Annotated in this window: 20 protein-coding genes and 1 tRNA gene; 15 read left to right on the forward strand and 6 right to left on the reverse strand. The window is 70.5% G+C overall.

The features are described from left to right. Positions 1–117: 117 nt before the first annotated feature. Both LCH29_RS17910 and LCH29_RS17915 read right to left on the reverse strand, forming a co-directional pair. Entirely contained in the window at positions 118–321 is a 204-nt protein-coding gene (locus LCH29_RS17910; protein WP_446462720.1) for a hypothetical protein, read from the reverse strand. Positions 322–548: 227 nt separating this feature from the next. After that, positions 549–620: transfer RNA gene (locus LCH29_RS17915), tRNA-Arg, on the reverse strand. A gap of 230 nt (positions 621–850) precedes the next feature. On the opposite strand from LCH29_RS17915, the gene LCH29_RS17920 reads away from it, so the two are divergent. The 15 genes from LCH29_RS17920 (at position 851) to LCH29_RS17990 (ending at position 17,881) form a co-directional block, all read left to right on the forward strand. Continuing rightward, positions 851–1,282, forward strand: a complete 432-nt coding sequence (locus LCH29_RS17920) for a response regulator (protein WP_257232225.1) — start codon at positions 851–853, stop codon at positions 1,280–1,282. 121 nt (positions 1,283–1,403) lie between these two features. Beyond that, complete coding sequence (locus LCH29_RS17925) at positions 1,404–2,309, forward strand: ArgS-related anticodon-binding protein NrtL (protein WP_446462721.1); 906 nt, start codon at positions 1,404–1,406, stop codon at positions 2,307–2,309. 17 nt (positions 2,310–2,326) lie between these two features. Further along, positions 2,327–3,718, forward strand: a complete 1,392-nt coding sequence (gene lysA, locus LCH29_RS17930; RefSeq protein WP_446462722.1) for a diaminopimelate decarboxylase — start codon at positions 2,327–2,329, stop codon at positions 3,716–3,718. Between the two features lie 147 nt (positions 3,719–3,865). Further along, complete coding sequence (locus LCH29_RS17935) at positions 3,866–5,158, forward strand: homoserine dehydrogenase (protein ID WP_446462723.1); 1,293 nt, start codon at positions 3,866–3,868, stop codon at positions 5,156–5,158. 153 nt (positions 5,159–5,311) lie between these two features. Then, entirely contained in the window at positions 5,312–6,388 is a 1,077-nt protein-coding gene (gene thrC, locus LCH29_RS17940) for a threonine synthase (protein WP_446462747.1), read from the forward strand. A gap of 460 nt (positions 6,389–6,848) precedes the next feature. Continuing rightward, on the forward strand, positions 6,849–7,763 hold the full coding sequence (thrB, locus tag LCH29_RS17945; RefSeq protein WP_123099806.1) for a homoserine kinase: 915 nt from the start codon (positions 6,849–6,851) through the stop codon (positions 7,761–7,763). Between the two features lie 400 nt (positions 7,764–8,163). After that, a complete protein-coding gene (gene rho / locus LCH29_RS17950) occupies positions 8,164–10,290 on the forward strand; it encodes a transcription termination factor Rho (RefSeq protein ID WP_446462724.1) in 2,127 nt (708 codons plus the stop codon). Positions 10,291–10,606: 316 nt separating this feature from the next. Then, positions 10,607–11,728, forward strand: coding sequence for an LCP family protein (locus LCH29_RS17955; protein WP_446462725.1), 1,122 nt, complete (start codon positions 10,607–10,609; stop codon positions 11,726–11,728). 160 nt (positions 11,729–11,888) lie between these two features. Continuing rightward, on the forward strand, positions 11,889–12,110 hold the full coding sequence (gene rpmE, locus LCH29_RS17960; protein ID WP_009715059.1) for a 50S ribosomal protein L31: 222 nt from the start codon (positions 11,889–11,891) through the stop codon (positions 12,108–12,110). Positions 12,111–12,270: 160 nt separating this feature from the next. Then, positions 12,271–13,341 carry a peptide chain release factor 1 gene (gene prfA / locus LCH29_RS17965; protein WP_123099803.1) on the forward strand — a complete coding sequence of 357 codons (1,071 nt, stop codon included), beginning with the start codon at positions 12,271–12,273 and terminating at the stop codon, positions 13,339–13,341. 41 nt (positions 13,342–13,382) lie between these two features. Further along, on the forward strand, positions 13,383–14,228 hold the full coding sequence (gene prmC, locus LCH29_RS17970; protein WP_446462726.1) for a peptide chain release factor N(5)-glutamine methyltransferase: 846 nt from the start codon (positions 13,383–13,385) through the stop codon (positions 14,226–14,228). Between the two features lie 213 nt (positions 14,229–14,441). After that, positions 14,442–15,089, forward strand: coding sequence for an L-threonylcarbamoyladenylate synthase (locus LCH29_RS17975; RefSeq protein ID WP_179936762.1), 648 nt, complete (start codon positions 14,442–14,444; stop codon positions 15,087–15,089). Next, entirely contained in the window at positions 15,086–15,748 is a 663-nt protein-coding gene (locus LCH29_RS17980) for an arsenate reductase/protein-tyrosine-phosphatase family protein (RefSeq protein ID WP_123099801.1), read from the forward strand. Before LCH29_RS17975 ends, LCH29_RS17980 begins: the two co-directional genes overlap by 4 nt. Positions 15,749–15,854: 106 nt before the next feature. Further along, positions 15,855–17,126 carry a serine hydroxymethyltransferase gene (locus LCH29_RS17985; RefSeq protein ID WP_446462727.1) on the forward strand — a complete coding sequence of 424 codons (1,272 nt, stop codon included), beginning with the start codon at positions 15,855–15,857 and terminating at the stop codon, positions 17,124–17,126. Positions 17,127–17,218: 92 nt separating this feature from the next. Further along, the gene (locus LCH29_RS17990) at positions 17,219–17,881 is read left to right on the forward strand and encodes an O-methyltransferase (protein ID WP_446462728.1); all 663 of its coding nucleotides are present in this window, start codon (positions 17,219–17,221) and stop codon (positions 17,879–17,881) included. Positions 17,882–17,893: 12 nt separating this feature from the next. Here LCH29_RS17990 and LCH29_RS17995 read toward each other — a convergent pair whose 3' ends face one another. The 4 genes from LCH29_RS17995 to LCH29_RS18010 are packed head-to-tail and all read right to left on the reverse strand — an operon-like array spanning position 17,894 to position 21,291. Then, positions 17,894–18,988, reverse strand: a complete 1,095-nt coding sequence (locus LCH29_RS17995) for an HAD-IIIC family phosphatase (protein WP_446462729.1) — start codon at positions 18,986–18,988, stop codon at positions 17,894–17,896. A 20-nt stretch (positions 18,989–19,008) separates the two neighbouring features. Next, positions 19,009–20,094, reverse strand: a complete 1,086-nt coding sequence (locus LCH29_RS18000; protein WP_446462748.1) for an acyl-CoA dehydrogenase family protein — start codon at positions 20,092–20,094, stop codon at positions 19,009–19,011. A gap of 40 nt (positions 20,095–20,134) precedes the next feature. Then, positions 20,135–20,428 carry an acyl carrier protein gene (locus tag LCH29_RS18005; RefSeq protein ID WP_446462730.1) on the reverse strand — a complete coding sequence of 98 codons (294 nt, stop codon included), beginning with the start codon at positions 20,426–20,428 and terminating at the stop codon, positions 20,135–20,137. Further along, positions 20,428–21,291, reverse strand: coding sequence for a 3-hydroxyacyl-CoA dehydrogenase family protein (locus LCH29_RS18010; protein WP_446462731.1), 864 nt, complete (start codon positions 21,289–21,291; stop codon positions 20,428–20,430). Before LCH29_RS18010 ends, LCH29_RS18005 begins: the two co-directional genes overlap by 1 nt. Positions 21,292–21,506: the final 215 nt, after the last annotated feature.

Here is a 21,506-nt window from a genome sequence, read left to right on the forward strand (position 1 = left end):
ACCGGCGCAGGGATTACGAGGTTGCGGGGGTGGACGCTGTCGTACCAGCGAGCGCACGCCGTGTGGTGGGCGTCGTCAGCGTCCGCGAGGGCCACGAGCGGGCCCGTGTCGACCACATCACTCGCCGAACCCTGTCTCCCGCAGAATCTCATCCGCGCGGGCGGACGTGTCGGAGTGCCCGGACCGACCCATGCCGATGAACGAGGGCCGTGCCGGGCGAGACGCGGGCCCTAGGAACGGCCGCAGGGTCTGTACCACGGCGTCGAGGTCGTCATCGCGCACGCGGTCGATGAGCTCGTGAAGCTCTTCCCGTGTGGTCATGTTCCCAGGGTAGCCATGGGGCCTGCTCGGGGGAGGCGGGAAGAGCTCCCCACCCGCTTCCCTCGAGCGGCTGTCAGTATTCCGCTTCCACAGGGAGGCGCAGGAGGTCTGGAGACCCTGCGCGACCTGGTGCACGCCGCCGTGGGGACGTTCGACTGCGCATACGCGAAGACCCCGCACTCAGCGGCTGCGGCTGATGGCGGGGTCTGCTGGCACCTTTTGCGAGGTGCCCCCGGCAGGATTCGAACCTGCGCACACGGCTCCGGAGGCCGTTGCTCTATCCCCTGAGCTACGGGGGCTTGCGCCTGTCGCTGCTGTCTTGCGGCGACGGGTAGAACACTACCAGTTCGTGGAGGGTGGTCATGAACGGTTATCGGGAGAGGCGCGAGGGAAGGGCGGGGTGAGAGCGGAGGGGGGTATACCGCATGTGGAGGGTGGGGCGCAGGGGAGTGGGGGAAAGGTCCCTCGCACGGGGTGGAAGTGGGCAAAACGCGGACGCGGGGGCGGGGGCGCGCCTACTCTTCAGGGTGTGCCTGGCTTGTCCGGCCGGGTCCTTGTCGTCGACGACAACAAGGTCATCCGGCAGCTGATCAGGGTCAACCTCGAGCTGGAGGGCTTCGAGGTCGTGACCGCGGCCGATGGTGCCGAGTGCCTGGAGATCGTTCACCAGGTGGCACCCGATGTGATCACTCTCGATGTCGTGATGCCCAGACTGGATGGGCTGCAGACGGCGTCCAGGTTGCGTGCTGATGCGCGGACCCGGCAGTTGCCGGTCGCGATGATCAGTGCGTGTACGCAGGTGGAGGTGGACCGGGGGCGGGCGCTGGGGGTGGATGCCTTTCTGGCGAAACCCTTCGAGCCCGCCGAGCTGGTGAAGCTCGTGGGGCGGCTGATGAGTCAAGGGGCCGCTGGGGCGGCCGCGCCCGGTGATGCTGAGCCGGCTGTGGGGCCCACCGGCTAGCCGAGGTTTTGGGTTGGTCGGTGGGCCTCCCGACCTCACACCTTCCGTGGACGGGCGTGCGGTGGTCCGAGGGGCGAAACCGGTTCGCGGGGGTACCCCCCTCCTCCCATACGCTGGTGCCGTGACACCCGCCCAGCTCTCCCGCACTGTGCTGCACACCGTGCGTCGCGCCGTCGAGGCCGACGAGCTGTGCGTCGCTGTGCCGGAGCGGGTGACGGTGCAGACCCCGCCGCGGCCCGGGTGCGGGGATTATGCGACCAATGTGGCGTTGCAGCTGGCCCGGGGGCGGGGTGAGGGCGCTGCCGCGCGGATCGCTGAGGTGCTGCGGCGGCGGCTCGTCGGGACGCCCGGGATCGCGGCTGTGGATATTGCCGGGCCCGGGTTCCTCAACATCACCCTTGATGCGCACTCCCATGAGCAGATGGTCGAGGGCGTTCTAGAGCGGGGGGATCGGTACGGGCTTGGGGATGGGCTTGCGGGGGTGCACTCTCGCTTCGCGCCTGCGGATGAGGTGCGGGCTGCGCTGGTGCTGCATGTCGTGAAGGGGCTTGTCGAGGGGTGTGGGGGGTCGGTTGATGTAGGCCCCGGCGGGGAGGTTATTTCTGTGCGGGCTGCCGGGGTCGACGGCCGTGAGCTGCTTACTCGGCTTGGCGGCGATGCCGCTCGGTGGGCGCTGTTGCGGGCTGCCGCGCATGATCTGCCCGATCTGGATCCGGCGCACCTGCTGGCCCAGCGGGAGGGGAATCCGCTCTTCAGGGTGCGGTATGCGCATGCTTTGGCGAAGAGGTCCGTCGGCGACGCAGAGGGCGCCGACGACTCGGCGCTGCTCGGACTGCTCGGTGACTTTCCCCGTACCGTCGAGGCCGCTGCCCGGCACCGCGCGCCCGATCGGCTTGCGCGTCACCTTGTTGCCACCGCTGATGCCTTCCTTCCCGGTACGCGGCGAAAACGGCTGGCCGAGGCCACCGGCGTCGTGCTCGCCAATGGCCTCCGCCTGCTCGGCATCAGCGCCCCGAACCGTATGTGAACCATGAGAGAGACAGCATGAGCCGTTCCGCCCACCCCGCCGGGCCCCGTCACGCCGATGTTCTGCCCGAGGGGCATTACGCTGCGCCGCCCGCCGATCTCAACCAGCTCGATGCCCGGGTCTGGTCCCGCACGGTGACCAGGGATGACGAAGGAGTGGTGAGCGTCGGCGGGATCGACGTCACGACGCTCGCCGAGCGGTTCGGGACGCCCGCGTACTTCCTCGACGAGGACGACTTCCGCGCCCGCTGCCGGGCCTGGCGGGAGGCGTTCGGGGAGGACGCGGACGTGTTCTACGCCGGGAAGGCGTTCCTGTCCCGCGCCGTCGTGCGCTGGCTGCACGAGGAGGGGCTGAACCTCGACGTCTGCTCCGAGGGAGAGCTGGCCACCGCCCTCGCCGCCGGGATGCCCGCCGAGCGGATCGCCCTGCATGGGAACAACAAGAGTGGCAGGGAGATCCACAGGGCCGTGGAGGCCGGGGTCGGGCGGATCGTGCTGGATTCCTTCCAGGAGATCGTGCGCGTCGCCCATATCGCGCAGGGGCTGGGCAAGCGGCAGAAGGTCCAGATCCGGGTCACGGTCGGCGTCGAGGCGCATACGCACGAGTTCATCGCGACCGCCCACGAGGACCAGAAGTTCGGCATTCCGCTCGCGGGCGGGCAGGCGGCCGAGGCGGTGCGGCGGGCGCTGAAGCTCGACGGTCTTGAGCTGATCGGCGTGCACTCGCACATCGGGTCGCAGATCTTCGACACCTCCGGCTTCGAGGTGGCCGCCCACCGCGTCGTGGGGCTGCTCAAGGAGGTCCGGGACGAGCACGGGGTCGAGCTGCCGGAGATCGACCTCGGTGGCGGGCTCGGCATCGCGTACACGCCGGACGACGACCCGAGCGAGCCGGGGGACATCGCCGCGGCGCTGCGGGAGATCGTGACCCGGGAGTGTGCGGGTGCCGGGCTCTCGGTGCCGCGGCTGTCCGTCGAGCCGGGGCGCGCGATCGTCGGGCCGACGGCATTCACCCTGTACGAGGTGGGTACGGTCAAGGAACTGCCCGGGCTGCGGACGTACGTCAGTGTCGATGGGGGCATGTCCGACAACATCCGTACGGCGCTCTACGATGCGGAGTATTCGGTGGCGTTGGTCTCCCGTTCGTCCACGGCCGAGCCGATGGTGTCCCGGGTGGTCGGCAAGCACTGCGAGTCGGGCGACATCGTCGTACGGGATGCTTTCCTGCCCGCCGACCTGGCGCCCGGTGACCTGATCGCCGTCCCGGCCACCGGCGCGTACTGCCGCTCGATGGCCAGCAACTACAACCATGCGCTGCGTCCGCCGGTCGTCGCCGTGCGGGATGGTGAGGCGCGGGAAATCGTCCGCCGGGAGACGGAGGAGGATCTTCTGCGACTCGACGTGGGTTAGCGAGCCGACAAGCCGGTCGGGCAGCAAGGTCGGTCGGCCCAGATCGGTCAGCGAGAAAGAAATCTCGGATACTGGACCCGGGGGCAGGAAACCCCGTCCAGTGCATGAGACTGGTGCACCACCTAGATGGATGAGAAGCGAGGTCGGATGATGCGTACGCGTCCGCTGAAAGTGGCGCTGCTGGGCTGTGGAGTCGTCGGCTCAGAGGTGACGCGCATCATGACGACGCACGCGGACGACCTCGCGGCACGCATCGGCGCCCCGGTCGAGCTGGCCGGGATCGCGGTGCGGCGCCCGGGGCGGGTCCGCGAGGGCGTACCGGCCGAGCTGGTGACCACCGACGCCACCGCCCTGGTCAAGCGCGGGGACATCGACGTGGTGGTCGAGGTCATCGGCGGGATCGAGCCCGCCCGCGCGCTGATCACCACCGCCTTCGAGCACGGCGCGAGCGTGGTGTCGGCCAACAAGGCGCTGGTCGCCAAGGACGGCGCGGCGCTGCACGCCGCCGCCCAGGAGCGCGGGGCGGACCTGTACTACGAGGCGGCGGTCGCGGGCGCGATTCCGCTGGTGCGGCCGCTGCGCGAGTCGCTCGCGGGCGACAACATCAACCGCGTCCTCGGCATCGTCAACGGCACGACGAACTTCATCCTCGACCGGATGGACACCAGCGGAGCCGGGTATTCCGAGGCGCTGGACGAGGCCACCGCGCTCGGGTACGCCGAGGCCGACCCGACCGCCGACGTCGAGGGCTTCGACGCCGCCGCCAAGGCCGCGATCCTGGCCGGGATCGCGTTCCACACCCGGGTCACCCTCGACGATGTGCACCGTGAGGGCATCACCGAGGTGACCGCGGCCGACATCGCCTCCGCGAAGCGCATGGGGTGCACCGTCAAGCTGCTCGCGATCTGCGAGCGGGCCGCCGACGGCCGGTCGGTGACCGCGCGGGTGCACCCGGCGATGATTCCGCTGACCCATCCGCTGGCCTCGGTCCGCGAGGCGTACAACGCGGTCTTCGTGGAGGCCGACGCCGCCGGTCAGCTCATGTTCTACGGACCGGGCGCGGGCGGTTCGCCGACCGCCTCGGCCGTCCTCGGGGACCTGGTCGCGGCGTGCCGCAACAAGCTGTCGGGCACCGCCGGGCCGGGCGAGTCCGCGTACAGCCAACTGCCCGTGAGCCCCATGGGCCAGGTGGTCACGCGCTACCACATCAGCCTCGACGTCGCCGACAAACCGGGTGTTCTGGCTCAGGTCGCGACAGTGTTCGCCGAGCACGGCGTGTCGATCGATACGGTCCGGCAGCAGGGGAAGGACGGCGAGGCGTCCCTCGTCGTCGTGACCCACCGCGCGAGCGATGCCGCGCTCTCGGCGACCGTCGAGACCCTGCGCCGGCTCGACACCGTCCGTGATGTCGCGAGCATCATGCGGGTCGAGGGCGAATAGCGGGCCGGCAACAGGCCCCTCGCGGATCGCAGGCCGATCGCAGGGTCGACAGACAGGCCGATCGCAGGCCGACAGAGGCGGAGCAGAGGCCGAGTAGAGGGCGAGCGGAGAAAAAGGGACATCATGAACGCAATTGCTGACGCCGGGACTCGAATGTCCGGCACCCGCCAGTGGCACGGATGGCGGGGCATCATCGAGGAGTACCGCGACCGCCTCCCGGTCGGCGAGACGAGCCCCGTCGTCACCCTCCGCGAGGGCGGAACGCCCCTCGTGCCCGCGCAGGTGCTCTCCGAGCGCACCGGCTGCGAGGTCCACCTCAAGGTCGAGGGCGCCAACCCCACCGGGTCCTTCAAGGACCGCGGCATGACGATGGCCATCAGCGCGGCGAAGGAGGCCGGGGCGAAGGCCGTCATCTGCGCCTCCACCGGAAACACCTCGGCCTCGGCGGCGGCGTACGCCGTGCGCGCCGGGATGGTCTGCGCGGTGCTGGTGCCGCAGGGCAAGATCGCGCTGGGCAAGATGGGCCAGGCGCTGGTGCACGGCGCGAAGATCCTCCAGGTCGACGGCAACTTCGACGACTGTCTGACGCTCGCGCGCGGCCTGTCCGAGAAGTACCCGGTGGCGCTGGTCAATTCGGTCAACCCGGCCCGTATCGAAGGGCAGAAGACCGCGGCCTTCGAGATCGTCGACATGCTCGGCGACGCGCCCGACATCCACGTCCTGCCGGTCGGGAACGCGGGCAACATCACCGCCTACTGGAAGGGCTACCAGGAGTACGCGGCCGAGGACGGCCCGGCCTCCCACGCCCCCCGGATGTGGGGCTTCCAGGCGGCGGGCTCGGCGCCCATCGTGCGCGGTGAGCCGGTCAAGGAGCCGGCCACCATCGCCACCGCGATCCGGATCGGCAACCCGGCGTCCTGGTCCCAGGCCGAGCGGGCGCGGGACGAGTCGGGCGGGTTCATCGACGAGGTGACCGACCGTCAGATCCTCGCGGCCTACCGGCTGCTCGCCTCCCAGGAGGGCGTCTTCGTCGAGCCGGCCTCCGCGGCGAGCGTGGCCGGGCTGCTGAAGGCGGCCGAGCAGGGCAAGGTCGACCCGGGCCAGCGCATCGTGTGCACGGTGACCGGCAACGGACTGAAGGACCCCGACTGGGCGGTCGCGGGCGCCCCGCAGCCGGTCATCGTGCCGGTGGACGCCGACGCGGCGGCCGTACGGCTCGGACTGGCGTAACGCGGGAGAACGCGCGAGGCGGGCCGGGGCGCTGTCGTCGAGCCCCCGGCCCGGGCCCGTGGAGGTCCGTGCCGGACAACCACCGGGGCCACGTCAGAGGGCGTACGGGGCCGCGCCAGGTGGGCCTCCGGGCCCACCTCAGGGGGCGTACGCCCGCTTCCCGCCGGCTCCGCCCGCCGGGCAATCTCTAGATCCACTCGAGTGGTGGACGAGATGCGGAGGAACGATGAGGGCATGGGGAACCCTCCAGTAGAGTGGACCTGGTCGACGACAGGGAGTGCGACACGCATCGTGCGCCTCCCGTGCGCCCTATGTCGCCACAGAACCTTCCTTCGATAGGCTGTACTGAATCCGCCCCGACGCAGAGCGTTCATGGCGTCGCCGTCCTGTCACGGCGGCCCCCGCGGTGTTCCGTACCTCTTCGAGCAATCTCACGTCACACAAGGAGAGTCATCGAGCGATGGCCGGTCCAGCGTTCCGCGCCGCCGCCGTCCGAGTGCGCGTCCCCGCCTCGAGCGCCAATCTCGGTCCCGGCTATGACGCCTTCGGTCTCGCCCTGGGGCTCTACGACGACGTGGTGGTCCGGGTCGCCGACTCCGGGTTGCACGTCGACATCGCGGGCGAGGGTGCCGAGAGCCTGCCGCGCGACGAGAGCCATCTGCTCGTACGGTCCCTCCGCACCGCCTTCGACCTGCTGGGCGGGCAGCCGCGCGGCCTCGAGGTGGTCTGCGCCAACCGCATTCCGCACGGCCGCGGCCTCGGCTCCTCCTCCGCCGCCATCTGCGCCGGGATCACCGCCGCGCGCGCCGTGACGATAGGCGGCGGCGAAAAACTCGACGACGAGGCGCTGGTGGAGCTGGCCACCGAGATCGAGGGCCACCCCGACAACGTCGCCGCCTGTCTGCTCGGCGGTTTCACCCTCGCCTGGTCGGACGCGGGAGCCGCCCGGGCGATCAGAATGGACCCTGCCGATTCCATCGTTCCGGTGGTCTTCGTGCCCGGGAAGCCGGTGCTGACGGAGACCGCCCGCGGACTGCTGCCGCGCACCGTCCCGCATGTGGACGCGGCCGTCAACGCGGGGCGGGCGGCCCTGCTCGTGGAGGCACTGACCAGGCGTCCCGAGCTGCTGCTGGCGGCGACGGAGGACCGGCTCCACCAGGAATACCGCGCTCCGGCGATGCCCGAGAGCGTGAGCCTGGTGCACCGACTGCGCGCGGACGGCGTCCCCGCGGTCGTCTCCGGCGCGGGCCCCACGGTGCTCGCGCTGGTCGAGGACGGTGCGGCCGACAAGGTCGCACGGCTGGCGGGCGAGGGGTGGGCGGCCAACCGGCTGGCCCTCGACGCCGGGGGGGCGAGCGTCCTGCCGCTCAGCTGACCCAGCCGCCCGGGGTGTCCCCCGGGCCCCGCACAACTCGATTGCCGGTTGGAGAGGGGGAATGTTTGTTGGATCCGGTAGTGTTAACCTCAAGTCTGCACTTGAAGCCTCTTGGATGTACTCGGAGGCGCGGTGCGAAGTGTCCCCATCCGGGACCACCCTTCTTCCGGGAGCCTCCCACACTGCCTGAGCAGCCTGCCTGAGCAGTGTCGTGCACGCACCGGAATCGGCGTGGCGGATCCAAGCGAACCACTCTGCCGCGTCGGAACCATGAATGTTCTCTCCGCCGTACCGGCGGACCACCGCCCCGGCCCGGTCCGTAACGGAAGGACCACAGCCGGACAGCACAACCGGTCGCCGAGCCAGACAGGCCGACGCCCGCTCCAGGGAAGGACCCTTCGTGAGCGACACCACCGATCTGATGGGCGTGAACGCCTCCGGCACCTCCGACAGCGGTGTCGGCAATGCCGCCGCGCCCGCTACGGACGCTTCCGCGCCTGCCACCGGTGCTGCCACTGGCGCTGCCCCGCGGCGACGCCGCTCGGGCACCGGCCTTGACGCCATGGTCTTGGCGGAGCTCCAGCAGCTCGCCTCGAGCCTGGGCATCAAGGGCACCGCGCGGATGCGCAAGAGCCAGCTGATCGAGGTCATCAAGGAGAAGCAGGCCGCATCCGGCGGCGGAGCCCAGGGCTCCGAGGCCGCCCCGTCCGCCGCCGAGGGGGTGACCAAGCCGAAGCGCCGTGCGACCTCCAAGGCCCGTACGGGCGAGGACAGCGCGGACGCCGGTAACCAGAGCAAGGCCGACAAGGCCGACCAGCCCGCGGATGCCGAGAAGTCCGGCAAGGCCGCCAAGGGCGGCAAGGCGGACAAGGCCGCCGCCCAGCAGCAGATCGACATCCCGGGCCAGTCCGGGGAGCCGGTCGCCGACGAGCAGCCGGCCGGTGAGCGCCGTCGCCGCCGGGCGACCGCGCCCGCCACCGCCACCGCCGAGTCCGGCGGCACGGCGACCGCGGTCGAGACCCGCACGGAGGCCCGTGCCGAGGCCAAGGGCGACGCCAAGGGCGAGGCCGCGGCGGACACCGCCGAGGGCAAGGGCGCCAAGGGCGGCGACCGTCAGGACCGCCAGGAGCGCGGCCAGAAGAGCGACCGGCGCGAGCGTGGCGGCCAGCGTGACCGGGGCCGCGGCGGCAAGGGCGACGACGGCCAGCAGGGCGGCGGCGGCCGTCAGCAGCGCGGCGACGGGCGCGGCCAGGGCCAGCAGCGCTCCGACGACGGGGACGACGACTTCGAGGGCGGGCGCCGCGGGCGCCGCGGCCGCTACCGTGACCGCCGTGGCCGCCGTGGCCGCGACGACTTCGGCAACGAGCCGCAGGTCTCCGAGGACGACGTCCTGATCCCGGTCGCGGGCATCCTCGACATCCTCGACAACTACGCGTTCATCCGGACCTCCGGCTACCTGCCGGGCCCGAACGACGTGTACGTCTCGCTCGCCCAGGTCCGCAAGAACGGTCTGCGCAAGGGCGATCACGTCACCGGTGCGGTCCGTCAGCCGCGCGAGGGCGAGCGCCGCGAGAAGTTCAACGCGCTGGTGCGGCTCGACTCGGTCAACGGCATGGCGCCCGAAACCGGCCGTGGACGGCCCGAGTTCGGGAAGCTGACGCCGCTTTACCCGCAGGACCGGCTGCGCCTGGAGAGCGAGGCCGGCGGCCTGACGACCCGGATCATCGACCTGGTCGCGCCGATCGGCAAGGGCCAGCGCGGTCTGATCGTGGCCCCGCCGAAGACCGGTAAGACCATGATCATGCAGGCGATCGCCAACGCGATCACCCGCAACAGCCCCGAGTGCCATCTGATGGTCGTCCTCGTCGACGAGCGCCCTGAAGAGGTCACCGACATGCAGCGCTCGGTCAAGGGCGAGGTCATCTCCTCGACCTTCGACCGCCCCGCCGAGGACCACACCACCGTCGCCGAGCTGGCGATCGAGCGGGCCAAGCGCCTGGTGGAGCTGGGCCACGACGTGGTCGTGCTGCTGGACTCGATCACGCGTCTGGGCCGTGCGTACAACCTGGCGGCGCCCGCCTCCGGCCGCATCCTGTCCGGTGGTGTCGACTCGACCGCGCTCTACCCGCCGAAGAAGTTCTTCGGTGCCGCGCGGAACATCGAGGACGGCGGCTCGCTGACCATCCTGGCCACCGCGCTGGTCGAGACCGGCTCGCGGATGGACGAGGTGATCTTCGAGGAGTTCAAGGGCACCGGCAACATGGAGCTCAAGCTCGACCGGAAGCTCGCCGACAAGCGCATCTTCCCGGCGGTCGACGTCGACCCGTCGAGCACCCGTAAGGAAGAGATCCTGCTGGCGCCGGAGGAGCTCAACATCGTCTGGAAGCTGCGCCGGGTGCTGCACGCGCTCGACTCGCAGCAGGCGATCGAGCTGCTGCTCGACAAGATGAAGCAGACGAAGTCGAACGCCGAGTTCCTGATGCAGATCGCCAAGACCACGCCCACCCCGGGCAACAACGGCGACTGATCGCACAGGCTCCACCACGCTCGGTCATCCGAGGCCTCCCCGCAGCGCGGGGAGGCCTCGGTTTTTTTGAGAGGTGAACCACACCAAAAGGGACAGTCACGGAACGGTCTCGATGCCCTTATCGCCTGCGAAAGCGCAGGTGAGAGCGGTAAGGCGGACGAACGGGACGAACGGCGTCCGGCCTGCCCCAGATGAAAACGAGCCGAACTCCGTATGCAACCCTGGCGCTCGGCCTGTCATCTGTCAGGTCGAATCCGCGACGCCACGCCTGACCGTGACGGCAGGGGGTACCCGGGATACGAGGACTGAGGAGCACATGGCTGACGACCAGCACAGCACGCCGGTGACCCCGGGCCGACATCGAGCACGTGGAAGCGCCGGCGGACGCCGCCGCAAGCGTCCCAGTACCCGCCGCAGGGCCACGCACATCACCGTCTGGTCGGTCGCGTCCGTTCTGATCCTCGGCGGCGCCGGGGCGGGCTATCTCTACTTCAAGCTCAACGGCAACCTCACCGGTGTCGACGTCGATGCCGCCCTGGGCGCCGACCGCCCCAAGAACATCGACAACGGCTCGATGGACATCCTCGTCCTCGGCTCCGACTCGCGGGCCGGGAAGAACGCCAAGTACGGCACGGACGAGGGCACCTCGCGCTCCGACACCGCGATGATCGTCCACGTCTACAAGGGCCGCAAGAAGGCCAGTGTGGTCAGCATCCCGCGTGACACGCTCGTCAAACGCCCCTCGTGCGAGAAGGGCGGCAAGGAGAGCCCCGCCGTCCAGGAGGCGATGTTCAACAGCGCCTACGAGGCCGGTGGCCCCGCGTGCACCATCAAGACCGTCGAGGACATGAGCGGCATACGCATGGACCACTTCCTGGAGGTCGACTTCTCCGGCTTCCAGCAGCTGATCGACGACCTCGGCGGCGTCGACATCACCACCACCCAGGCGATCCACGACCCGAAGAGCCACCTCGACCTGGAGCCCGGACCGCACACCCTCAACGGCGAGCAGTCGCTGGGCCTGGTACGGACCCGGCACGGCGTCGGCGACGGCAGTGACCTCGGCCGGATCAAGCTCCAGCAGGCGTTCGTCAAGGCGCTCCTCGACCAGATCAAGAGCGTCAACCTCTTCGGCAACCCGAAGAAGCTGTACGACCTGGCGAACACCTCCACCAAGGCGCTCACCACCGACTCCGATCTGGCGTCGGTCAACAAGCTGTCGGGCTTCGCCAAGAGCCTCCAGGGCATCGGCTCGGGCAACATGAAGATGACCACGCTGCCCGTGCAGTACGACCCGAACGACCCGGCACGGGTGCTGCCCATGGAGTCCAAGACCAAGCTGATCTGGAAGGCGCTGAAGGCGGACAAGCCGATCCCGGCGGCCGCCAGCAAGGGCTCCGCGGGCGACGCGAACGACGCCGGCAACGTGGTCAAGTAGGACCGCGCGGAGGATGTCGGACGGGGCCGGGAATATCCCGGCCCCACCCCCGGTTTTGGGTGATGCGGCCAGTGCTGGCAAACTGGATCGTCGGCCCCGGTTCACGACGTGCAAACCCGCTCGTCGACCCGGAGCCCTCCCGAGAAACCAGGAGAATCCCTTGAAGCGCGACATCCACCCGGAGTACGTCGAGACCCAGGTCAGCTGCACCTGTGGCGCGTCCTTCACCACCCGTAGCACCGTGGGCGGCGGCACCATCCGTGCCGACATCTGCTCCGAGTGCCACCCGTTCTACACGGGCAAGCAGAAGATCCTCGACACCGGTGGCCGTGTGGCGCGGTTCGAGGCCCGCTTCGGCAAGAACGCCGGGTCCAAGAAGTAGCGACCCGCACGGCGCCGGTCCTCGGTCGCCCCCGCGCAGGGGCGACCGGACCGGCGTTTTGCGTCAGCCAGCCCGTCCGCCGGGCCGCCGGTCGGGCCCGTCGGCCGTCCTGTCCGGCCCGTATTCCCCGCGTCCACGCAGACCCACCCAGGGAGCCCTCATGTTCGAGGCGGTCGAGGATCTGATCGGCGAACACGCCGCCCTCGAAAAGCGGCTCGCCGACCCCGCGGTCCATGCCGACCAGCGCGAGGCGAAGCGGCTCAACAAGCGCTACGCCGAGCTGACCCCGATCATCGACACGTACCGCGACTGGAAGCAGGCCGGGGACGACATCGAGACGGCCCAGGAGCTGGCGCAGGACGACCCGGACTTCGCCGACGAGGTCAAGGAGCTGGAGCTGCGCCGCGCGGAGCTGACCGACCGGCTGCGGCTGCTGCTGGTCCCGCGCGACCCCAGCGACGACAAAGACGTCATCCTCGAGGTCAAGGCGGGCGAGGGCGGCGAGGAGTCCGCGCTGTTCGCCGGCGACCTGCTGCGGATGTATCTGCGGTACGCCGAGCGGATCGGCTGGAAGACCGAGATCATCGACGCCAACGAGTCCGACCTCGGCGGCTACAAGGACGTCCAGGTGGCCGTGAAGGCCAAGGGCACCATCGAGCCCGGCCAGGGCGTGTGGGCCCGGCTGAAGTACGAGGGCGGGGTGCACCGCGTACAGCGGGTGCCCGCCACCGAGTCCCAGGGCCGCATCCACACCTCAGCGGCCGGTGTGCTGGTCACGCCGGAGGCCGAGGAGGTCGAGGTCGAGATCGGCCCCAACGACCTGCGGATCGACGTCTACCGCTCCTCCGGCCCCGGCGGCCAGTCGGTGAACACCACCGACTCCGCGGTGCGCATCACCCACCTGCCCACCGGCATCGTCGTCTCCTGCCAGAACGAGAAGAGCCAGCTCCAGAACAAGGAGCAGGCGCTGCGCATCCTGCGCTCGCGGCTGCTGGCCGCGGCCCAGGAGGAGGCCGAGCGGGAGGCGTCGGACGCCCGCCGCAGCCAGGTCCGCACCGTCGACCGCTCCGAGCGCATCCGTACGTACAACTTCCCGGAGAACCGCATTTCGGACCACCGGGTCGGGTTCAAGGCGTACAACCTGGATCAGGTGCTCGACGGGGAGCTGGCGCCCGTCATCCAGGCGTGCGTCGACGCCGACGCGGCGGCGAAGCTCGCGGCGGCCCAGTAGGACCTTCCTCTTCGCACCAACGAACCGGCTGGAGGAATTCAGTGAATGTGCTGCTCGCCGAGGTGGCCCAGGCCACCCAGCGGCTGGCCGACGCGGGCGTGCCCTCCCCGCGCTTCGACGCGGAGGAGCTCGCCGCCTTCGTGCACGGCGTCAAGCGGGGGGAGCTGCACGGCGTGCCCGACGCCGACTTCGACGCCCGCTACTGGGAGGCGGTCGCCCGCCGCGAGGCCCGCGAGCCGCTCCAGCACATCACCGGCCGCGCCTTCTTCCGCTACCTGGAGCTCCAGGTGGGCCCCGGCGTCTTCGTCCCCCGTCCGGAGACCGAGTCGGTCGTCGGCTGGGCCATAGACGCGGTCCGGGCCATGGACGTCGTCGAACCCCTCATCGTCGACCTGTGCACCGGCTCCGGGGCCATCGCCCTGGCCCTCGCCCAGGAGGTGCCCCGCTCCCGGGTGCACGCCGTGGAGCTGGACGAGGGCGCCCTTCTGTGGGCCCGCAAGAACGTCGAGGGGTCCCGCGTCGTTCTCCAGCGAGGAGACGCGTTGACGGCCCTGCCCGAGCTGGACGGGCAGGTGGACCTCGTCATCAGCAATCCCCCGTACATCCCGCTGACCGAGTGGGAGTACGTGGCGCCGGAGGCGCGCGACCACGACCCCCAGCTCGCGCTCTTCTCCGGTGAGGACGGCCTCGATGTGATCCGCGGCCTGGAGCGCACGGCCCACCGGCTGCTGCGGCCGGGCGGCGTGGTCGTCATCGAGCACGCAGACACCCAGGGCGGCCAGGTGCCGTGGATCTTCACGGAGGAGCGTGGCTGGGCGGACGCCGCCGACCACCCGGATTTGAACAACCGTCCCCGGTTCGCGACGGCGCGGAAGGCTATGCCGTGACCGGGGCTCGGCTTCGGGCCCTGATACCTCATTACGAGGAGGACCGTTAAGTGACTCCGCCTCCTGCGGGGCAGGTGGCTTCTCGCCCCCAGCTACCGCTGGGAGGTGCCCCCACCACCGGGGCGGCCTCGTGACGGAGGCGCCTCGCGGCACGGGACGGATCGTAGCAATCCGGTGACGCTCAGCACTACCGGAACCAGAGAAGGAGAAATGATGGCACGGCGATACGACTGCGGGGACGCGACCGACCGCAAGACCGGCCTGCGCGAGGCCGCGTCCGCCGTCCGCCGCGGCGAGCTGGTCGTGCTGCCCACCGACACCGTCTACGGGATCGGTGCGGACGCCTTCAGCGCGGAGGCCGTCGGCGATCTGCTGGAGGCCAAGGGCCGGGGCCGCAACATGCCGACCCCCGTCCTGGTCGGCTCCCCGAACACCCTGCACGGCCTGGTCACCGACTTCTCCGAGCAGGCCTGGGAGCTGGTCGACGCCTTCTGGCCCGGTGCGCTCACCCTCGTCGCCCGGCACCAGCCGTCGCTGACCTGGGACCTGGGCGAGACCCGGGGCACCGTGGCGGTGCGGATGCCGCTGCACCCGGTCGCGATCGAGCTGCTGACCGACTTCGGCCCGATGGCGGTCTCCAGCGCCAACCTCACGGGACACCCGTCCCCGCAGGACTGCGACGCCGCGCAGGACATGCTGGGCGATTCCGTCTCGGTCTACCTCGACGGCGGCCCCACCCCGGCCGCGGTGCCCTCCTCCATCGTCGACGTCACCGGCAAGGTCCCGGTGCTGCTGCGTGCGGGCGCGCTCTCCGCCGAGCAGCTCCGTGAGGTCGTACCCGACCTCGAGGTGGCGAATTGACAGCCCCTGAGACGGGCCGTGGCATAGCGGAACACCGGGCGAAGCACGCCGAGACCTCGTTCCGCATCCTCCACGTCAGCACCGGCAACGTCTGCCGCTCGCCGATCACCGAGCGGCTGACCCGGCATGCCCTCACCCACCGGCTCGGCACCGCCCGCACCAGCGGGCTGATCGTGGAGAGCGCCGGCACCTGGGGCCACGAGGGCGCGCCGATGGAGGCGCACGCCGCCACCGTCCTGACCGACTTCGGCGCCGACCCGGACGGCTTCATCGGCCGGGAGCTGCTGGACGAGCACGTCATCCGCGCCGACCTCGTGCTGACCGCGACCCGGGACCACCGGGCCCAGGTCATCTCGATGGGGCACTCGGCGGGTCTGCGCACCTTCACGCTCAAGGAGTTCACCCGGCTGGTGCGGGCCATAGACCCCGCGACGCTGCCCGATCCGGAGGAGGCGGGCGGCGTGGTCGAGCGCGCCCGGTCCCTGGTCCAGGCGGCGGCCGCGCTGCGCGGCTGGCTGCTGGCGCCGAACGAGGAGGCGGACGAGGTGCACGACCCGTACGGGGCGCCCATCACCTTCTTCCGCTCCATCGGCGACGAGATCAACCAGGCGCTGGACCCGGTCGTCACCGCGCTCACGGGGGTTCCGGCCCCGGCGTAGCGCCGGTCCCGGCCCGGGCGTAAGCCCTGGTGGCCCCGGCCGCGGCGCGCGCCCGCGCCGGTGCGGGCCTACATTGGGGGTGACGCCCGACGAAGGTGAGCACGCGATGGCCGTCAGCGCGGTTCCCTGGGGTCCCGACTTCGGCGAGCTGGCCCGGCAGGACCCCGAGCTGGCCGGGATCATCATGAGCGAGCTGGAGCGCGTCCGGGGCAGTCTCCAGCTGATCGCCGCGGAGAACCACACGTCGCGGGCCGTGCTGGCGGCGCTGGCCTCGCCGCTGGCCAACAAGTACGCCGAGGGCTACCCCGGGGCCCGCCACCACGGGGGCTGTGAGCTGGTGGACGTCGCCGAGCGGGTGGCCCAGGGCCGGGCGACGGCGCTGTTCGGCGCACGCCACGCCAATGTGCAGCCGCATTCGGGATCCTCCGCGGTGCTCGCCGCGTACGCCGCGCTGCTGCGGCCCGGCGACACGGTGCTGGCGATGGCGCTGCCGCACGGCGGCCACCTCACCCACGGCTCCCCGGCGAACTTCTCCGGCCGCTGGTTCCACTTCATCGGCTACGGCGTCGACCCGGCCACCGGGCTGCTCGACTACGACCGGCTGCGCGAGCTGGCGCTCGCCCACCGCCCGAAGGCGATCGTGTGCGGCTCGATCTCGTACCCCCGCCATCTGGACTACGCCGCCTTCCGGACCATCGCCGACGAGGTGGGCGCGTACCTCGTCGCCGACGCGGCGCACCCCATCGGCCTGGTGGCCGGGAAGGCGGCGCCGAGCCCGGTGCCGTACGCGGACGTGGTGTGCGCCACCACGCACAAGGTGCTGCGCGGGCCGCGCGGCGGAATGCTGCTGTGCGGTGCCGAGCTGGCCGAGCGGGTCGACCGCGCCGTGTTCCCGTTCACCCAGGGCGGCGCGCAGATGCACACCGTGGCGGCCAAGGCGGTGGCGTTCGGCGAGGCGGCCACGCCCGCGTTCGCCGCGTACGCCCGGCAGGTCGTCGCCAACGCGCGCACCCTGGCCGACGGGCTGACGGCGGCGGGGCTGAGGGTGTCCACCGGAGGCACCGACACCCACATCGTCACCGTCGATGTGTCCCCGCTGGGGCTCGACGGCCGTGCGGCGAAGGCCCGTTGCGCGGCCGCCGGGATCATCCTGGACACCTGCGCGCTGGCCTCCGCCACCGAACCCGGCGGCTGCGTCCGCGGGTTGCGGCTCGGCACCGCGGCGGTGACGACGCAGGGCATGGGGGAGGGGGAGATGGAGCGGATCGGCGCGCTGCTGACGATCGTCCTCCGCGAGGACGAGGAGGCACCCCGAACGCGCGGAGTGCGCGCGGAAGTCAGGGAACTGGCCGCGGCATTTCCTCCGTATCCGGAGTGAGCATCCGCCGTGAACTCCCTTGCGGGGAAATAGCGTGGCCTGGAAATGGCTTGGCCTTGCGCCGCCCTGACGTCCGGTAATATTTTGAGGGCATGGCGAATCAAGTCGAATCCTCATCGGATATTCTGTCGTACGTGCGCGAGGTATCGCTGCGGGAAGACGACATTCTGCGTGACCTGCGTGAACTCACCGGTGAACTGCCCATGGGGCAGGCCATGCAGGTGATGGCCGAAGAGGGACAGTTCCTGGCCTTTCTGGTCGGCCTGATCGGGGCCCGGAACGTCCTGGAGATCGGGACGTTCACCGGCTACAGCACCCTGTGCATGGCGCGGGCGATTCCGGCGGACGGGCGTCTGGTCACCTGCGATATCACCAGCAAATGGCCCGACATCGGCGCCGAGTACTGGACCAAGGCGGATGTTGCGGACCGCATTGACGTCCGTATCGGTGATGCGGGCGAAACACTTTCCGGACTTCTCGCCGAGGGCGGGCCGGGTGCATTCGATTTCGTGTTCATCGACGCCGACAAGGCGAACTACTGCCGCTATTACGAATCGGCGCTCGAGCTGGTGCGGACCGGCGGGCTCATCGCCGTGGACAACACGCTGTTCTTCGGCCGGGTGATCGACGCCTCCGCCCAGGACGCCGACACCGTCGCCATCCGTGAACTGAACGCCTCCCTGCGCGACGACCACCGGGTGGAGCTCTCGCTCCTTCCGGTGGCCGACGGCATCACCCTGCTGCGCAAGCTCTGAGCCGGCGCTCGTTCAGGCCCTTGCCGCCAGATGGTCCGCGGCGAGGGCCGGAGCGGTCAGCTGGAGGGTGGGGTGCGGATCGCGCCGCTCGGGCACCAGGTGCAGCCGCTCGATGTCCGGCGTGCCCGGCTCGGCGAGAGCGGCCGCACAGGCACACGGCTCGGCGGTGAAACCGGCGAACCGGTAGGCGATCTCCATCATGCGGTTGCGGTCCGTGCGCCGGAAGTCCGCCACCAGGTGCGCACCGGCCTGGGCCGCCTCGTCGATCAGCCAGTTGAGGATCGCCGCGCCCGCGCCGAACGAGACCACCCGGCAGGACGTGGCGAGCAGCTTGAGGTGCCAGACGTCGGACCCCGTCGCCAGCAGCATCACCCCGACCGCGCCGTGCGGGCCGAAGCGGTCCGCCATGGTGGTCACCAGGACCTCATGGCCGGGGTCGGCCAGCAGACCGCGCAGCGTCGCGTCGGAGTAGTGCACCCCGGTCGCGTTCATCTGGCTGGTGCGCAGCGTGAGCTCCTCGACGCGGGAGAGCTGTTCCCCGGTCGCCCGCTCGATGGTCATCTCCAGCTTCAGGGACCGGAGGAAATCCTCGTCCGGACCGCTGAAGGCGGCCTGTTCGGCTTCCCGCTCGAATCCCGCCTGGTACATCTGGCGGCGCCGCCGGGAATCGACGGTGACCGTCTCGGGACTGAATTCCGGCAGCTCCGCCAGCGACAGCAGCTGATCCGCCGGATAGCACCGGACGTCCGGCAGGTGGAAGGTGACCTCGGCCCGCTCGGCGGGCTGGTCGTCGATGAACGCGATGGTGCCGTGCGCGAACTTCAGCCGTTCGGCGATCGTGCGCACCGAATGCGACTTGGGTCCCCACCCGATCTGGGGCAGGACGAAGTACTCGGCGATACCGAGCGCTTCGAGCTTGGCCCAGGCGAGGTCGTAGTCGTTCTTGCTGGAGACGGACTGAAGAATGCCGCGGGAATCGAGCGTGACGATCAGTTCCCGCACCGCGTCCGGCAGCGTCACCTGATCGTCCTCCAGCAGGGTGCCCTGCCAGAGCGTGTTGTCCAGATCCCAGACCAAGCACTTCACCGTGGCCGGTTTTTCAGACACGGATCATTCCCCCTGATTCGTCATTCCGCCGTGGAAACGGCGTGCTGTGCCAGGATCAACTGGCAGATCTCGTTGCTGCCCTCGATGATTTCCATCAGCTTCGCGTCCCGGTACGCACGCGCCACCACATGGCCGTCCCGGGCCCCCGCCGACGCCATCACCTGGACCGCCGCGGCGGCCCCCGTGGCGGCGTGTCCGGCGCTCACGTGTTTCGCGAGCACGGTGGAGATGACCATGTCGGGAGAGCCCGCGTCCCAGCAGTCGCTGGCGTGCTCACAGGCCCGGGACGCGGTCTGCTCGGCCACGAACAGCTCGGCCAGATGGCGCCCGACGAGCTGGTGTTCGCCGATCGGCTTGCCGGACTGCTTCCGGGTGGCGGCATGCCGCGCCGCCGTGTTCCGGCATGCGCGCAGGATGCCGACGCACCCCCAGGCCACCGAGATCCGCCCGTACGCGAGCGCGGTGGTGACCAGCAGCGGAAGCGGCGCGCCCGGGCTGCCGAGCACACGGGAGGCGGGCAGCCGCACCGAGTCGAACCGCAGGTTGGCGTGGCCTGCGGCCCGGCACCCCATCGGGTCGGCGACCCGTTCCACCGTCACCCCGGGCGTCGAGGCGGGGACCACGACGGCGGCCGCGCCACCGTCGCACTGGCCGAAGACGACCAGCAGGTCCGCGTAGTACGCGCCCGTGACCCACACCTTGTGGCCGTCGAGGACGACCGAGTCACCGTCGAGGGTGATCGTGGTGCTCATCGTCGACAGATCGGAACCGGCGTCGGTCTCGCTGAAGCCCACCGCCGCCAGCCGGCCGCTGACCAGCTGGGGCAGCAGTTCGGCGGACTGGTCCGGGTCGGCCAGCCGCTGGATGGTCCAGGCCGCCATGCCCTGGGAGGTCATCACGCTGCGCAGCGAGCTGCACCGGCTGCCCACGTGCGCGGTCAGCTCTCCGTTGGCACGGCTGCTCAGGCCCCGCCCGCCGTGCGCCGTGGCCACTTCGGCGCACAGCCATCCCTGGGCGCCGAGCGTGCTGAGCAGGTGGCGGGGGATCTGCCCGTCGAGATCCCAGTGTTCGGGCTGGTCGCCGATCAGCGCGTCGATGGCCTTCAGCTCATCGGCGAGCCCGTCGGCGAGCGGGTCGGTACGCCGGTCAGGCACCGCCGACCGCCGTGGACGCGTCACGGAGCTGCAGCACCAGTTCGGTCATCTGCTGCACGGTCCGGAAGTTGTCCAGCTTCAGATCCGCGCCGACGATCGCCACCTGGTAGTTCTGCTCCAGGTGCACGACGAGCTCCATGGCGAACATCGAGGACACGAGCCCGGAGGCGAAGAGGTCCTGGGTCGGCGGCACCGCGGTCTTGGTGCGCTCCTCCAGGAAGCTCAGCAGCGCCTGCTCGATGGATTCGGCGGTCACCGGGGCGGTGGTGGTGGGCTGGTCGGACATCAGGACATCGCCTTTCCGTAGGAGTAGAAGCCGCGGCCGGACTTACGGCCGAGGTCGCCGTCGCGTACCTTCGCCAGCAGCAGATCGCAGGGCTTGCACGCCTCGTCACCGGTGCGTTCGTACAGAACGGCCAGGGAGTCGGCGAGGTTGTCGAGGCCGATCAGGTCGCCGGTCCGCAGGGGGCCGGTGGGGTGTCCGAGGCACCCCTCCATCAGCTCGTCGACGGCCTCGACCGTGGCGGTGCCCTCGCCGACGATCCGCGCCGCGGCGTTGATCATCGGGTGCAGCAGCCTGCTGGTCACGAAGCCCGGGGCGTCCTGGACCAGGACGGCGCGCCGGTCCATGGCGCCGAGCAGCGCGACGACCGCGTCCACGGCGGCGTCGCCGGTGCGCGGGCCGCGGCTCACCTCGACCATCTTGATCAGGTACGAGGGGTTCATGAAGTGCGTGCCGAGCAGCTCCTGCGGCCGGGTGACCGCGTCGGCCAGCTCGGCGATCGGGATGCCGGAGGTGTTGGAGATCAGCGGGGTCCCGGGCCGGACCACGGCCGAGATCTCGGCCAGCACCTTGGCCTTCGCCTCGGGCGCCTCGGTGATCGCCTCGATGACGGCGGTGGCATCCGCCACGTCGGGAAGGGACACGGTGGTGGTCAGCTCGCCGGTGGCACGGCCGGCGGGCAGGGCGCCCATCAGCTGGGCGTGGCGCAACTGCTGGGTGATCCTGCCCCGCGCGTCGTCGAGTGTCTTCTCATCGACGTCGACCAGGACAACCGGGATGCCGTGGCCGAGCACCAAGGTGGCGATGCCCGAACCCATCACCCCCGCACCCACGATGGCCACCTGATGGCCGATTGGCTCGTTCATCGCTGCCGGACACACTCCTTCGCGCTCACTGGACCGAGTCGTTGTGGCTTGCTGGCTTCAGGAGGGGATGCACACACGCACGCGTGCCGCCGAGCGGCGTGCTCCCGGGCAGGCCCGGGCCGCCCGCGTGCGGGGGTAAGGGTTTTCGATGAAACGCGGAACGACGCAACGAAGCGTCGGTTACGGCGAATGGTCAAACGGATCGCCGTAACGCG

The sequence above is a fragment of the Streptomyces sp. BRA346 genome (assembly GCF_052851135.1).